Raw genomic sequence first — 14,281 nt, forward strand, 5'->3', positions numbered from 1 at the left:
GCCTCGAACTCTAGTGTAGCCCCGGCGAGCAAGAAGAATAAAATCATAAAGGGCCACTGAATGTGTTCGATTTCATAAAAGGGTCGATCATGATGACGCGCAAAATTTGCAATAATTGCTCCTACAGTCATTCCGGTGATTAGAAAAGATACCTCTAATAAAAGTGCAAGACCGGCCGTAAGAAACACAATCCCGATTGCCTCTGCTTGCATCGGTTCACCAGGCTTCAGACGCCCAGTCAGAAAAGCCGATGGAAATCCAATCACACAGCCTAACATTGCTGCGCCTCCGAGGTCCCAAGAAGCTCTTGCAATGAAATCGGGCCACCCATTTGCATGGCTAACCAGAACCAATGCAAAACTGAAGAAAATCAACCCCCAAGCGTCATCAATCGCAACGATCCCTTTAATAGAATCGACGAACCCACCGCGGAGACCAGATTGCCGGACAACGTCGGCTACGGCTGCTGGGTCAGTCGCCGTTGCAAGCGCGGCAAGCAGCACAGATAGTCCTATAGGTAAGCCGATTGCCGTCAAGCCGAACGAGACAATAACAAGGGTGCACACAACGATCGAAAGCGAGATCGCTAGAATCGCGCGCCCATGCTGCGCAAGGGTATTCTTCGTTAAAGAGTTTCCGAGCAGGAAGGCCACCATCGTTAAAGCAATGACTGCAAGCTCATCAAACCAATTCGCGATATAGTTCGGCAGTAGTCCGAAACCGGTGTTTCCGGCCATTACACCGAGCAAGATCAGCATGGTGACGCGAGGAAAACGCGTCATTCGGCCGAGCTGATCCGCTGCCAATCCCGCGAGGAAGACAACACCAAGTGTTACCAGAAGTTGGTCAAATTGCATTTGATATGCTTTATCCAGACCGAGCACCGATACTCATAATTGAGGCATATTAATTGATGTAATATGCATTAATTTATTGATATTGAGGTTGCTATATGATCACCTCTTCGCAAATTCAATCCGCCAGAGTGCTCCTTGGTATTGACCCGAAAACGCTGGCCGATCTAGCAGGACTTTAGATTCCGACAATCCAACGAACGGAAGCCAGTCCGGGGACTGTTCTTGCTTCTGTTCAACCGCTCGTGTAAAATGGAACGGAAAACGTCCAGTCTCAGCGATTGCGCAAGCAAGCTCTGTTTTTTGAGCGGCACTTTTCCAGTGCTTCCTTCAGGATTTCCTTCGGGGCCCCGAAAAGAAGAGTCGCCTGTCCATTCTGAAATACGGCCTCGCCGTGCGCACAGACATAGATTCTTTCTCCCGTTGCCCTGTCAAAAGGCAGTTCGAAGTCCCAGGGCCTATCGTCATCGAGACGCTTTTCCACCGCCTTTGTGATCGTCTTCCGGGCCTCCGGAGCGTAGAACGCGATCTACTCCGAGACACTCGGACAATAGTCGTTTCCCACACCATAGATCCGCCGCGTCTCTTAAGTCCAGAGCAGTTTATCTGTCTCTAGGTCGATTTCCCAGCCGCCAATACCTGCAGCTTGCCCCGTTCGGTCGAGAAGGCGCTTCATCCGCGCGGTTCCGCTGCTCGTCGATCGAGAAGTGTGTGCCGAACATCCATTCGGATATGCCATCGTCTTTCCAGGTCAAACCCGACCACGGTCATGCGCTCGACTGAATAATGCGCAGCCGTTTTCTTGGGTGAGCTTTCCAAATGTATTTCAGACTTTTCAGACGCTTGCCCCAGAGTCATTGTTCAGCACTTCCGGCCTTGAGCGGACATTCTTTTGAAATAAAAGGAATGTCCGCTTTCCACTAAGTGCTGGAGCTTGCCTTCGTCGGTTGAACCGGCCTTCAATGAAAGTCTAAAACGACATGACCCGCGTGTTATCAGCCATAATGGCAGCGGCCATTGCGGGCGGTTTTGCGACGCTGATCCCGTCCAGCAGCGCTTCTGAACCAGCTCCTTTATTGGGAAGGTAGATCGCGCAGACCTCAACTTTGCCACCGGCTTGCATGATCTTCTGCATCAGACCCTGCGGGCTCATGTCTTTCGGTGCCTGACCGGTTGTCGCGCTTGCGGGGGCGTCCTTGAGGGCCAAATCGCCAGCTGGGCCACACAACAGGATCTGGGCAGATTTGTCTTGCTGGATTGACTGCATGGTCAGCACCATGGCCATCAGTTGCGTTTGCGGCTCGGGCGCGGTCAGGATCGTCACCAGTTTGTCTGGCTCCTCGGCCTTGACCGGTGCAAGAGCAAGCAGGACGCTTCCTGCAAGAGCGGTTGCAAGAGTTTTCAGTTTCATCGGTTTCTCCTTTTCAAAGATAGATTATTCCGGCAAGCAGATTTCTTTGCGGGCGATCGCTTTGCCTGTGCGCACCAAAAGAAGCGTAATGATCGTAACGAGCAGAACGAGCACCAGGGTTCCGAGCACGCGGTAGGCGGCTGATCCTGTCTCCTCGGCATGGACGAAGCTCGCGATCGACAAGGCGGCAACAGGGAAGGACAAAGCCCACCACGACAGGGCAAACGGGATGTCTCGGAACCGCTGCGCCTGCGTCACGACAATCAGGAAAAAAACATAACCCAAGCTGAGAAGGATCTGTCCGAACGGCCCCGGATCCGGCACCAGACGGCTCCATGCCACGTAGGCGACCGCCGGAGGGGCAATCAGGATGGTCAGCGTCGGCACAAGCCGCCCGGGCAAGGGATCATGAAAAACCAGGCGGTTCATGACCAGGGTCAAAAGCACCAGCCAGAACACAAGGCCCGCCGAGAAGAACAGCCACGACAGGTCGACGTAGCCAAGTTCGACCCCAGCCACCGGCACCAGCACATTCCCGACCGCCGGGATGAACCAGGCCGGGGACAAATGCGGGGTCTGGAAGGATCGGCGGCTGATCCAACTGCCGATCACGGCCAGCGACAGCCCCCCTTGCACACTCACGCCAATCAGCCAGACCGCTTCGGCCGTGTCCGGAAAAAGCGGCAGGAGCGCGGTCGCCAACAAGATCATCGAGATTGAGATGGCTGGAAAGAAAGCAATCTTGACGGGGTGGTGCCACTCGGCGATCACAGCCGACGGCATGCGAATTGCCTTGGCCAGATAGCCTGCCGCAACAACCGCAAGCAGCAGACTTGAGACAAGCAGCGCAATTTCGGGTAGCGGCAGTGTAAGGCCCCACGCGCGCTCTGCGCCGCGCAAGGCCAGGGTCAAGCCCAACAGGCCCATGCCGATAGCAAAAAAGGTGACCGGGTAGTGCTCCAGACGGTTCAAGACCCCGTCAGCAGCCTGGGTGTCAGGGGTGGCGGTGATCATGGTCGCCTCACCAGCGCGGCTGAGGTTTACCAAGGATCAGAGACTGAAGCGTGTAGACCAGGATAGCCATTCCGATAGCGCCAACCGCCCCGACGGCGAGATAGACAATCACGTCGATCGGTCCACCAAGGTCGCTCATGCCCGAATGGGTCATCACCTGCACAAACCAGATCGCGGCCACAGCCCCGACAGGCATCGACAGTTGTGCAAGAAGAAACTTGCGCATGGACATCGACCGGTCGCGGATCAGGACATAGAAATAGGCGATTGTGATGACAGCGGCGACTGCGACCATGGCCCAGAACAAATACGGCCCGAAGATCTCTTCGAAAACCGCGATCATCATACCGGGAGAAAGTTCTTTCATGGGGAGCTCCTTCCTTGTCTTAAGCGCGGCCGCGCAGCATGGCGTTGTAGGTCGCCTTTAAAGCAACCTCCTTCATGAGCCAGGAAACCCATAGCTCTTCCAACGGTGCGATGAGGCCCGGAAAAGACGGTGTGAGATTATTCTGGTAATCGAACTCCACCAGCATGGCCCGGCCGATCTTGGTGATCAGCGGACAGGAGGTGTAACCGTTATAGGCTTCCGTGCCCTCCTTGCCCTGGATCTGCGCCACAAGGTGATCCTCGACAACAGGAACCTGCCATTTGACGCTGGCCGCGGTCTTGCCCTTGGGCACACCCGCCACATCGCCGACAGCAAAGACCTCCGAATAGTGGGAATGGCGCAAGGTTGCCTTGTCGACCTCTACCCAGCCTTCTGCGACCCACTTACCCGTCTTCCAAGACAGCGGACTCTTTTTGACCACATCGTGAGCGCGCATGGGCGGGATCACATTGGTGAAATCAAAGCCGATTTCTTGAGGGCCGTCGGGGGTCTGGAAGGTCGCGACCTTTCGGCCCGGATCAATGGCTGTCATCACGTGATTGTAGACACTCTTGACCCCGCGCTCGTCATACAGCATCCGCACCTTCTCATTCACGATGGGAACAGAGAAAAAGCTTCCGCTGTGGGCGGCATAGAGCATCTCGACCTTGCCGCGATTGCCCTTGCGCCGCGCGTAGTCGTCCGTCAGGAAGGTGTATTTGAGCGGCGCACCGGCGCACTTCATTTCTGTTGCCGGACGCGTAAACAACCCGGTGCCGCCTTCATCGGTAAAGCGGTCCATCGCTGCCCAGGTTTTGGCGGCGTACTCCGGCCCGGCATACACGGAGCCGATGCCGTTTGTGCCGATCAGATCCAGTGACATGCCGTCGATGGCATCGTAATCAAGCTTGAGACCGGTCGCGACAACCAGATAGTCATAGTCGAGTATCGTTCCACTGGTCGTCGTAACCGTTTTGGTATCCGGGTCGATCTCCGCGGCGCTTTCCGCAATCCATTTCACTGACCGGGGCAGCCAATCTGACGTCTTGGTTACGGAGTAGCCGGATGGCTTGAGACCGGCAGCAATCAGCGTATAGCCGGGCTGATAGTAGTGATCCTGACGCGGATCGAGCAGCGTGATCTCAGCCCCATTGAGCCGGTCCGACAGCCGGTTGGCCAGCGCTGTCCCGGCGGCGCCAGCCCCAAGAATGAGGATCTTGGCGCTCGTCTCAACCGGAGCGGCAGACGCGGGTTTGGCCGTCAAACCAGCTCCGGTGCCCGCAGCACCGGCACTGAGCGCGGTGAGCTTTAGAAAATTTCGCCGATCGATCGTAGTCTTATCCATGATGCAGCCTCCCATCAGCGGAGGACGCACCCTTTGACCGAGCGTTGGCGAAGACGGCATTGTCTTGTTGCAGCTCAAGCCACATCGCGTTTACGACGGCGAACATGGCGGCAGCGAACAACCCCAATATCCAAGCAAAATACCACATCGTTTTATCCTCCTTATTTAGTAAACGGTGTCCGTGTTCGACCGCACATCTTCCTCCGTGACCTTGCCCCACAGCACCTTGTAGACCCACGCGGTGTAGGCCAGGATCAGCGGCATGAAGATCACCGTCGCCACCAGCATGACAAATAAGGTCAGGTGTGATGATGAGCTGTCCCAAACCGTGAGCGAGGAGTTCGGGTCAATTGATGACGGCAGAATGAACGGAAACATCGTCAGTCCGACGGTTGAGATCATGCCAAGGATCGCAAGCTTGGATGTGAGCAGGGTCGAGACTTCCCGGCCAGCCCGCAGACCCAGAAAGGTCAGGGCCGCGCCGACAATTCCAAGAACAGGTGCGATTATGATCCAGGGCCTGACAGCGTAGGCGGCAAGCCAGCTGCCCCCTTTTGCAACATCGGAAAAGAGCGGGTTGGACGGGCCATCCGTCACGCTGGGGCTTGTAAACGCATAGCCGTCCAACCCGATGGCCAACCACAGACCGGCGAGGAGAAAGCCGAGCAAAGACCCGGCTGCCGCGTAGCTGCCATAAACACGCGCCCGCCCGGCAACGACACCGTCGGCCTTGAGCGACAGCCAGGCCCCACCATGCATGATCAGCATGGCCAACGATGTAAGCCCGGTCAGAAGCGCAAATGGATTGAGAAGTCCAAAGAAAGAGCCCTCATAGAATGGCATCAGATCCTCGGTGAACCGGAAGGGCACGCCCTGCAGGACATTGCCGACGGCCACGCCAAAAATAAGCGCCGGCACCGCACCGCCAATGAACAAGGCCCAATCCCACGTCTGCCGCCACCGCGCGTCATCGCGTTTGGATCGGTACTTGAAGGCGACCGGCCGCAAGATGAGGGCGGCGAGCACAAGGAACATCGCCATGTAAAATCCGGAAAAGCTCACCGCATAGAGCGGCGGCCAGGCGGCGAAAATCGCGCCACCCCCAAGGATGAACCAGACCTGATTGCCTTCCCAGACCGGGCCGACGGTATTGATGGCCACCCGGCGCTCGAGGTCGGTCTTCGCAACGAAGGGAAGCAGGGCGCCCACCCCCATGTCAAAGCCATCAGTCAGGGCAAAGCCGATCAACAGCACACCCAGCAACAGCCACCAGATGACACGCAGGACTTCGAAATCGATGAGTTCGTGCAAGATCATGGAACTTACTCCGCAGGCTGGAGACCGGCTGCCGGAGCAGACCGTGAAGCTGAAGGGGCGGAACCAGCGACCGCTGCCATTTCCGGCACGTCGAGATAAGGTCCCTTGCGGATGTATTTGATCATCAGACCCATCTCGATCAGGAAGAGAACGCTGTAGAGGGCAATGAAGCCGGCAAGCGTCATGGCGACCTGTGTGATGCTCAGGTGCGAGACGGAGAGCGCCGTCGGCAGAACACCGTCCACAGTCCAGGGCTGACGGCCATATTCGGCAACGAACCAGCCGAGTTCCGCCGCAATCCAGGGCGCCGGGATCATGATGACGGCCAGATAAAGCGCAGGGCGCGGAAAGGTCATCTTCTTGAAGCTTGCTACATAGAAGAAATAGGCCATGACACCGATGAAGGCGAAACCGAGACCGACCATGATGCGGAAGGCCCAGAACAGCGGCCAGACAGTCGGCACCGTATCTTCAGCCGCCTTGGCAATGTCGGCTGCGGTGGCATCCCGCGGATCATCCACATAGCGTTTCAGCAGATAGGCGAAACCGAGATCTTTGCCGTGCTGCTCGAACAGGGCAGTCGCGTCTGCCGGTGCTTGGGTCGGATCCTTGCGGATGTCCATGAGCGCATCATAGGCCTTGATGCCAGAGCGGATGCGCACCTCTGCGTCCTCGACAAGCTCGGCAATTCCCGGAATTTCTTCAGTGAGTGAGCGTGTTCCGATCAATCCCATCGCATAAGGGACATGGAGCGCATAATGTGTTTCGCGCGCCTCTTGGTCCGGAAAACCGAAGGCCGTGAACGACGCGGGCGCTGGCTCCGTCTCCCACATGGCCTCAATGGCGGCGAGCTTCATTTTCTGGGAATGGGTAACCGAATAGCCGCTCTCATCACCCAGTACGACCACCGACAGTGCCGAGGCCAGACCGAAACTCGCGGCCACGGCGATCGACCGGCGAGCCAACTCCGTATGACGGTCTTTCAGCAAATACCAGGCAGAGACACCCAACACGAAGACGGCGGCCGTCACATAACCGGCCGACACCGTGTGCACGAATTTCGCCTGTGCCACTTCGTTGAAGACAACATCGTAAAAACTCTTCATCTCCATCCGCATGGACAGCGGATTGAACTGAGCGCCGACCGGATTCTGCATCCAGCCGTTGGCGATCAGAATCCAAAGCGCGGAAAAATTGGACCCGATCGCGACCAGCCACGTGACCGTCAGATGACCGACCTTGGACAGCTTGTCCCATCCAAAAAAGAACAGGCCGACAAAGGTCGCTTCCAAGAAGAAGGCCATCAGCCCCTCAACGGCCAGCGGCGCTCCGAATACGTCCCCGACATAGTGGCTGTAATAGCTCCAGTTCATGCCGAACTGGAATTCCATCGTGATCCCGGTCGCAACGCCCAGAACGAAGTTGATCCCGAACAAGGTGCCCCAGAACTTGGTCATCTGCCGCCAGATAGGACGGTTGGTCATGACATAGACCGTCTCCATGATGGCGACGAGGATCGAAAGACCAAGAGTCAAGGGCACGAACAGGAAGTGATACATGGCTGTCATCGCAAATTGCAGGCGCGACAGCTCGACAACATCGAGTTCCATAGAAAGGCTCCGCTTGAATATGTATCTCAAATACACCTTTAAGAGCTTTGCTATCACTCACTGAAAAATTTGGCTATACGTAAAAACATTCATAAATATGAAAATATTGCGCGAAATTGACGCATGCTCACTTACTGAATTGTTTTTAATATACTTATTTCATTCTGACAGAAATTTCCTGGACGGAGCATAGACCGGAGTATTGCTGTCCATGAGCGTCAGTGTCTCCAACACCTCTGAGATTTGCGAAAGAACAAGAAAAGATGTATCCAGTTTATGCATTAAAGAGAGGGCGAAACCATGCGCTTGACGACAAGAACAAATCTGGCCATGCGGACCCTTATGTTCTGCGGGGTTCATCCGCAAAAGGTCGTCACAAAGGGTGAGATCTCCAGAGCCTGTCATGCCAAGGAAACCCATATCGCCCAGGTGGTGAACCTCTTGTCACAAAAGGGATATCTGAAAACAACACGCGGCCGCGGTGGGGGGATCTTGCTGGCGCGGACCGCTTCGGAAATCAATGTCGGTGAGGTGATCCGGGCTTTCGAAGATACCACAGCCTTCGCCGAGTGTTTTCAAGGCACGCAAAACACTTGCCCATTGACACCGGCCTGCCGTCTTAAATCGGCCCTGTCCGTCGCCCTCGGAGCTTTTTATGGCGCGCTCGACGGGCTTACACTGGAAGACCTTGTGGGCGGGAACTCCGCGCTTGCCGATCTGCTGGTCCTTGAGCCACAAGCAGGAGCCATGGCCTGAGTGCTACACAGATGCGCAGCATTCAAACAGCTTCACTGAGAGCTTTACGGGCCAGAGGCTTCCGTCATCACCTCTGCCAAGCTCGCAATATCCTGTTTCCGGGAAGACTGCCTTCGGCAGGCAAGCGCGACTGTCCGGGGCAAGGCACCTTCTAACGGCACAAGCCTGACATCATATCCGTGCGTGACACCTGCGCGGATCGCCAGATCCGGGAGCAACGTCGTCCCAAGCCCTTCTGCCACCATCGCAACAAGGGTAGGCAGGCTCGTTGCCTCGAAACTGTGGTCCTGTGCCGGTCCGTCGTTGCCAAACGCAGACAACGCATGTCTTTGTAAGCAATGCCCCTTTTCCAGAAGCATCATCTCAAGCTGAGAAAGGTCGCTCTTGGCAAGGCACGCGCAAGCAGCCAGCTCGTGTGATGCCGGCACTGCGAGTTGATAGCCATCTTCAAACATCGGAAAAACAGCCAAATCACCCAAATCATACGGCAAGGCGATCAAAATGGCGTCGAGCTGTCCATCTTGAAGTGCTGGAATTAAGTCATCTGTCACCCCCTCGCGGAGGTACAGGCGCAGGTCTGGATACCGGATCCGAATATCCGGTAGAACCTTTGGCAGGAGGTACGGCGCCAGGGTCGGGATGGCACCGACCCGGAAATCGCCGGATAAAAGCCCTTTCTGGCTGTGCGCATAGTCAACAAAAGCGCGGGCGTCGGACAGGATCGAACGTGCCCGGCGGGCCAACTCCCGGCCGACCGGGGTGAGTTGCACGCTGCGCTTGGTCCGTTCCGCAACACGGACACCAAGCCCTGCCTCCAGCTCCTTGATCCCCACACTCAAGGTGGACTGGGTCACGCGGCATCGTTCGGCCGCCCGACCGAAATGCGCCTCTTCATCAAGAGCTGCCAGGAATTCCAAATGCCGGATGTTTGGTCGATACATGAGAAGATTAATCGAGAAAGTCGATCACAGTAGTTCCTTATATTCGTTTCTTTTTATTTTCAAAATCCTGCAAGTTCAAGCCATCAATCTCAAGTGATGGAGTAACCTATGACGAACCACCCTGAAATCCGTCCCGCTTTCCCGGAGTTGAACAAGCCAGCCCCAGCGTTCACTGCCCCGACAACACATGGGCAAATCAGCCTGTCTGACTATCGTGGAAAATGGCTGGTGCTTTTCTCCCATCCGGCCGACTTCACGCCCGTATGCACAACCGAATTTATCGGTTTTGCGCAGGCTAAGCCAGAGTTCGACCGGTTGAACTGTGCACTGCTCGGCCTGTCCATCGACAGCCACTACGCACACATAGCCTGGATGCGGAACATCGAAGAAAAATTCAATGTTGAGATTCCTTTCCCGATCATCGCGGATTTGTCCATGCAAGTCGCCAATGCTTACGGCATGATCCAGGTTGGCGCATCCGACACATCGGCTGTTCGTGCCACCTTCATTATCGACCCGGACGGCATCTTGAGAGCGATGGCCTACTATCCAATGACCAACGGCCGCTCGGTTGCCGAATTCGTCCGCCTGGTGGAGGCCTTGCAAATCTCCGACGCCAACAAGGTCGCAACACCGGAAAACTGGCAACCGGGCCAAAACGTCATAGTTCCGCCACCGGCAACCGCCGATCTCGCAAAGACCCGGGCCGGGGAAGGCTACGACTACGTCGACTGGTACTTCTCCAAGCGGGCTCTGTAATCAAGCGACGTCCGCAGACATGGCTGGCATAAAATCCAAATGCTTGAGCGCGGGCATTCAACACTCTAACGTTGGATGCCCGTTGCATGTCGCCATTTTCGGCAAGGGTTCTAAGAACTAACAGCAGCTATGCTGGTCCTACAGCCAAAATTCACCATTCACTTACGGCACGTTTTAGCCATTCATAGAAATCGCAAAGAACGTCCGCTTTCCGTCCAGTCTAGTCCTTAATACGGGCAATCTAGCATTCGCTGCGGCTGCGCCAAGTCAGGCTTGTGTGCGGCGCATGAAAGCCGGTACTCTAGTTTGTATGGCGCAACCGCGATCTCGTTGGAATGGAACGCTAATGAAGTTTCTTTTGTTCACGGCAGTTGTTTTGCTCGCCATGCCTATGTCGACAGTTGCACAAGATAACGAGCACAATCATAGTGGTACACCTTATGCCGGTTTCGAGGCACGGGAGATCAAAAGTCTTTCCGATGAAGACATAGCTGAGCTTCGCCGTGGTGGTGGCTGGGGCCTGGCTCTTCCTGCGGAGTTAAACGGTCTTCCCGGCCCAGCCCATCTGCTGGAGCTTCAGGAAGAACTTGCGCTCTCTAGCAACCAAGTTGCTGCGATTACCAAGTTGTTTGAGGAGATGCGAGTGGAGGCCATCGCGGCAGGCGAGCGCTTTATTTCAGCCGAAGCAGCCGTGAGCGCTGCTTTCGAAGATGCCGAAATTTCGCAAGAAGAGCTCGCGAGGCTCTTAGCTATAGCTGCCGAAGCCAGAGCTAATTTGCGTTTGATTCATCTGTCGAGACATCTCGAAACACCCGCTCTTCTTAACGATGAGCAAGTCCGAAGATACAGCGTATTGCGCGGCTATTCGGATGACCCATGCACCAGAGTCCCGGAAGGGCACGACCCAACTATGTGGCGACGCCATAACGGTTGCGATGGGTAGGTCGACCTTCGTTCGTCTCCCAATATGACGTGCCTCGAGCTCGTTCCGGTCATTCGCCGCAATCGACTCCAATGTCCGCTCAGGGCCGTGTGCACCAATTGATGAGGACGGATAACGTCCGGAAAGTCCGCAAACACATTAGGAACGATGATCGCGGCAACCGGCTGCGCAGCGGTCGACCGAACAGCGATCCGCCAGACCTTGCCCACTGCCCGGATTGGTCGCACCTTGGTCCGCGCGGCGGTCAAGGCAGGAGCTCCACAAACAGCCTCAGGCCATACTTGTTGCCTAAGTCCCGCGCGCGGGTGCAAAAGGTGCTGGAAGACGGGAGATCCCCCGGGCCGGGCTTGAAACGCTCATGCAGCTCGAAACCAGGCCCGCTTAAGGCGGTGAGATGTGCCGGAGCGACAGCCAGAATGGACGGGGAGCGGTCTTTTGCTGCGCATTCAACGAATGGCCGCACTGCGGACCAAGCAGACTTGATTCTGAAACCGGTAATCCGTCGGAGTTTTTTGAAACAGCATAACTGCGCCTTTGCAATTTGCGAATCCAGTTCCAAATTGCAAATCTCTAGATTTGCAATCTTTGAAACAAGCTAATTTCCGGTCCCAAAACCTGAGAATCCATCGGCACGATACTTGCTTGATTACAGCTCAAACCAGCAGTCACTGATTTGCGAGAGAAAATGTCGATCTTAGAATTCACCGGACGACCCAAGGTGCTCCAATTCAAACTTGGATTCGTGAATGATTTCCTGCATGGCAACCGGTTCCGAGCCATGTTCTTCGTGGCGCTGCTCTTGCTCTCGTCGCTTCCATTATTAGGACTTACGATTTGGATTGAGCGCTCGGCTGTGAATAAGGAATATGCCGCAGTTGCAGAAAAGCATTTAGTTGTTGCAAAGAATCTATCGCTGGCGATGTCGCGTTATGTGCTTGACGTCAAAAACCAAATCAACATGTTTGCTCGGATGGCGGATCTACACGCCAGCGCGCTCAACCAGCGCAGGTCAGACTTGACTGGATCGATTGGCCTTGAAGATTTCGACCTGGAATATGTCGCAGTTCTTGATTTCAACGATGAAGTGCAGGTCGCATTCACGCGGTCCAACGATCGACCTCAATTACCCGATCCGGACCTGCTCAACGAAATTCGTTCTCTTGCAGAAGGCTCCGAAGGCGAGGTTGTATTTTCCGATATTGAGAGATTCGCTGGTGAACCATACTTTTTCGTCGCCAAGAGCATTTCCAACGGTCGACTGATATTAGCCCCCATGGCGACTGACTACCTGCAATACATTCAAAGATCCGTTGCCTTCGGCAACAAGGGGCACGCGATGATTGTCGACGCAACTGGCAGGGTGATCGCACACCCCAACAGCGATTGGCAGTCTCAGTCAAAGGATGCAAGCAGCGTTCCCGCCGTTAAAAAAATGATGGCGCGGTAAACCGGGGTAAGCGTTTTTTACGCACCTCCATTGAAAGCTGACGTAATTGCAGGGCACACTTTTGTTCCCGAAACCGGATGGGGAGTCATGGTTCCGCAGCCTGTCAGCGAACTGATCGCGCATGCCAGAAAGGTTCAGTTAACGGGAATATCAATCGCCGTCATATCTTTGCTTCTGAGCGGGATTGCTTCTTGGTGGTTGTCCATAAAGTTCGCCGAGCCAATCCATTCCCTCTCCAAAGTCGCCAATCGAATTGCCAATGGTGACAGGGTCGCCAAGGCCGAATTTACCGGGCCCGGCGTACCAAACGAGGTTCGGCTGCTCGCATACTCCTTCAATGAAATGGTTCGGGAATTGCGACTAAAGTCGGAGCAACTATCGGCCGCATTGGAAAAGGCCGAAAAAGGAAACCGGGCCAAGTCGAGTTTTTTGGCAACCATCAGTCATGAATTGCGAACACCCATATCCGGCGTGATTGGTACTCTCGAAATCCTGGAGGACACCGAACTCAACGATGAACAAAGATTATTTATAACCACCTGCTTGGCCTCGGCACGACACTTGAACAATATCGTTGACGACGTATTGACCTTTACCCGACTGGAGGTCGGGAAAACGACGCTATTGTATGCGTCGACACATATCCACGACGTGATTTCCGACGTGGCAACCCTGTTCAGGCCCGACGCAGCCAGGAAAGGCGTTCAACTGAGCAGCGATATTTCCGCGGAGGTTCCACGGACATTTCAAACCGACCCTCAGAGGTTGAAGCAAGTTTTGATGAATCTGGTTGGAAATGGAGTGAAATTCACAAATGAGGGCAGTGTGGCCATTTCAGCTGAACTTCGAGTAGACGACGAACGGAACTCATGGATTGAATTTTCAGTCACCGATACCGGCATCGGAATCGCGGCGGATGTCGGCCAAGACCTCTTCCAGCCCTTCAATCAAGGCGATAATTCGCTGGCAAGACAGTATGGAGGCAGCGGCTTAGGATTATCTATTTCAAAGCAACTGATAGAGCTTTTGGGCGGCGACATCTGGTTTGAAAGCAAGCCAGGATTGGGTTCGACATTCTCATTCAAATTACCCGCAATTCCTGACACGTACCGATAATCTTGGAATCAGGCGATGACAGCACCTCCACCAAATGAAAATAAGGGCAAGCATATACTTGTGGTCGATGACAACGCGACGAACCGACTGGTTCTCAACCACAAACTATCGAAAATGGGCTTCTTGGTGAGTTGTGTCGTAAATGGCAAAAAGGCCCTTGAATTTGTCCGGCAACATAAGCCTGATTTGGTCGTAATGGATCTTTCAATGCCGGTTATGGACGGAATGGAGGCTACACAGCGGATCAGAAAGATCGGTTCGGAAATCTCGAGTGTTCCCATCGTTGGTTTTTCAGCCCATAACTACGATGAAATTCGTCAAAAGTGCTTAGACGTTGGGATGGATGATTTTCTGTGCAAGCCGGTCGACGATAAGAAGATGCTTGCGAAGCTTAATGCCTT

Annotated in this window: 15 protein-coding genes; 6 read left to right on the plus strand and 9 right to left on the minus strand. The window is 54.8% G+C overall.

Annotation, left to right across the window (positions count from 1 at the left end; all coding sequences use genetic code 11):
- The 8 genes from RBB44_RS25110 to RBB44_RS25150 form a co-directional block, all read right to left on the minus strand.
- Window positions 1-884, minus strand: an 884-nt coding sequence (locus tag RBB44_RS25110; protein ID WP_306150547.1) for a cation:proton antiporter, incomplete at its 3' end; no start/stop codon positions are given.
- A 940-nt stretch (window positions 885-1,824) separates the two neighbouring features.
- Window positions 1,825-2,265 carry a hypothetical protein gene (locus RBB44_RS25120; RefSeq protein ID WP_306150548.1) on the minus strand — a complete coding sequence of 147 codons (441 nt, stop codon included), beginning with the start codon at window positions 2,263-2,265 and terminating at the stop codon, window positions 1,825-1,827.
- Window positions 2,266-2,289: 24 nt separating this feature from the next.
- Window positions 2,290-3,279 carry an SLAC1 anion channel family protein gene (locus RBB44_RS25125; RefSeq protein ID WP_306150549.1) on the minus strand — a complete coding sequence of 330 codons (990 nt, stop codon included), beginning with the start codon at window positions 3,277-3,279 and terminating at the stop codon, window positions 2,290-2,292.
- A 7-nt stretch (window positions 3,280-3,286) separates the two neighbouring features.
- On the minus strand, window positions 3,287-3,646 hold the full coding sequence (locus RBB44_RS25130; RefSeq protein WP_306150550.1) for a DUF5368 domain-containing protein: 360 nt from the start codon (window positions 3,644-3,646) through the stop codon (window positions 3,287-3,289).
- A gap of 19 nt (window positions 3,647-3,665) precedes the next feature.
- Window positions 3,666-4,991, minus strand: a complete 1,326-nt coding sequence (locus RBB44_RS25135; protein WP_306150551.1) for an FAD/NAD(P)-binding oxidoreductase — start codon at window positions 4,989-4,991, stop codon at window positions 3,666-3,668.
- Window positions 4,984-5,139: a cytochrome bd-I oxidase subunit CydX gene (cydX, locus tag RBB44_RS25140; RefSeq protein ID WP_306150552.1), complete on the minus strand. Its 156-nt coding sequence runs from the start codon at window positions 5,137-5,139 to the stop codon at window positions 4,984-4,986. Before cydX ends, RBB44_RS25135 begins: the two co-directional genes overlap by 8 nt.
- Window positions 5,140-5,156: 17 nt before the next feature.
- Complete coding sequence (gene cydB, locus RBB44_RS25145) at window positions 5,157-6,308, minus strand: cytochrome d ubiquinol oxidase subunit II (RefSeq protein WP_306150553.1); 1,152 nt, start codon at window positions 6,306-6,308, stop codon at window positions 5,157-5,159.
- A gap of 5 nt (window positions 6,309-6,313) precedes the next feature.
- Window positions 6,314-7,918 carry a cytochrome ubiquinol oxidase subunit I gene (locus RBB44_RS25150; protein ID WP_306150554.1) on the minus strand — a complete coding sequence of 535 codons (1,605 nt, stop codon included), beginning with the start codon at window positions 7,916-7,918 and terminating at the stop codon, window positions 6,314-6,316.
- A gap of 300 nt (window positions 7,919-8,218) precedes the next feature.
- On the opposite strand from RBB44_RS25150, the gene RBB44_RS25155 reads away from it, so the two are divergent.
- Window positions 8,219-8,674 carry an Rrf2 family transcriptional regulator gene (locus tag RBB44_RS25155; RefSeq protein ID WP_306150555.1) on the plus strand — a complete coding sequence of 152 codons (456 nt, stop codon included), beginning with the start codon at window positions 8,219-8,221 and terminating at the stop codon, window positions 8,672-8,674.
- A gap of 44 nt (window positions 8,675-8,718) precedes the next feature.
- Here RBB44_RS25155 and RBB44_RS25160 read toward each other — a convergent pair whose 3' ends face one another.
- Window positions 8,719-9,615: a hydrogen peroxide-inducible genes activator gene (locus RBB44_RS25160; RefSeq protein ID WP_306150556.1), complete on the minus strand. Its 897-nt coding sequence runs from the start codon at window positions 9,613-9,615 to the stop codon at window positions 8,719-8,721.
- A gap of 108 nt (window positions 9,616-9,723) precedes the next feature.
- On the opposite strand from RBB44_RS25160, the gene RBB44_RS25165 reads away from it, so the two are divergent.
- From RBB44_RS25165 to RBB44_RS25185, 5 genes are all read left to right on the plus strand, one after another.
- Window positions 9,724-10,374 carry a peroxiredoxin gene (locus tag RBB44_RS25165; protein WP_306150557.1) on the plus strand — a complete coding sequence of 217 codons (651 nt, stop codon included), beginning with the start codon at window positions 9,724-9,726 and terminating at the stop codon, window positions 10,372-10,374.
- Window positions 10,375-10,720: 346 nt separating this feature from the next.
- Window positions 10,721-11,317, plus strand: a complete 597-nt coding sequence (locus RBB44_RS25170) for a hypothetical protein (protein WP_306150558.1) — start codon at window positions 10,721-10,723, stop codon at window positions 11,315-11,317.
- A gap of 685 nt (window positions 11,318-12,002) precedes the next feature.
- Window positions 12,003-12,764: a cache domain-containing protein gene (locus RBB44_RS25175; RefSeq protein ID WP_306150559.1), complete on the plus strand. Its 762-nt coding sequence runs from the start codon at window positions 12,003-12,005 to the stop codon at window positions 12,762-12,764.
- 87 nt (window positions 12,765-12,851) lie between these two features.
- Window positions 12,852-13,880, plus strand: a complete 1,029-nt coding sequence (locus RBB44_RS25180; protein WP_306150560.1) for a HAMP domain-containing sensor histidine kinase — start codon at window positions 12,852-12,854, stop codon at window positions 13,878-13,880.
- 15 nt (window positions 13,881-13,895) lie between these two features.
- The coding region (locus tag RBB44_RS25185) for a response regulator (protein ID WP_306150561.1) at window positions 13,896-14,281 on the plus strand (386 nt) is incomplete at its 3' end.

Origin of the sequence: Roseibium sp. MMSF_3247 (assembly GCF_030733765.1) — a bacterium.
GTDB lineage: Bacteria > Pseudomonadota > Alphaproteobacteria > Rhizobiales > Stappiaceae > Roseibium.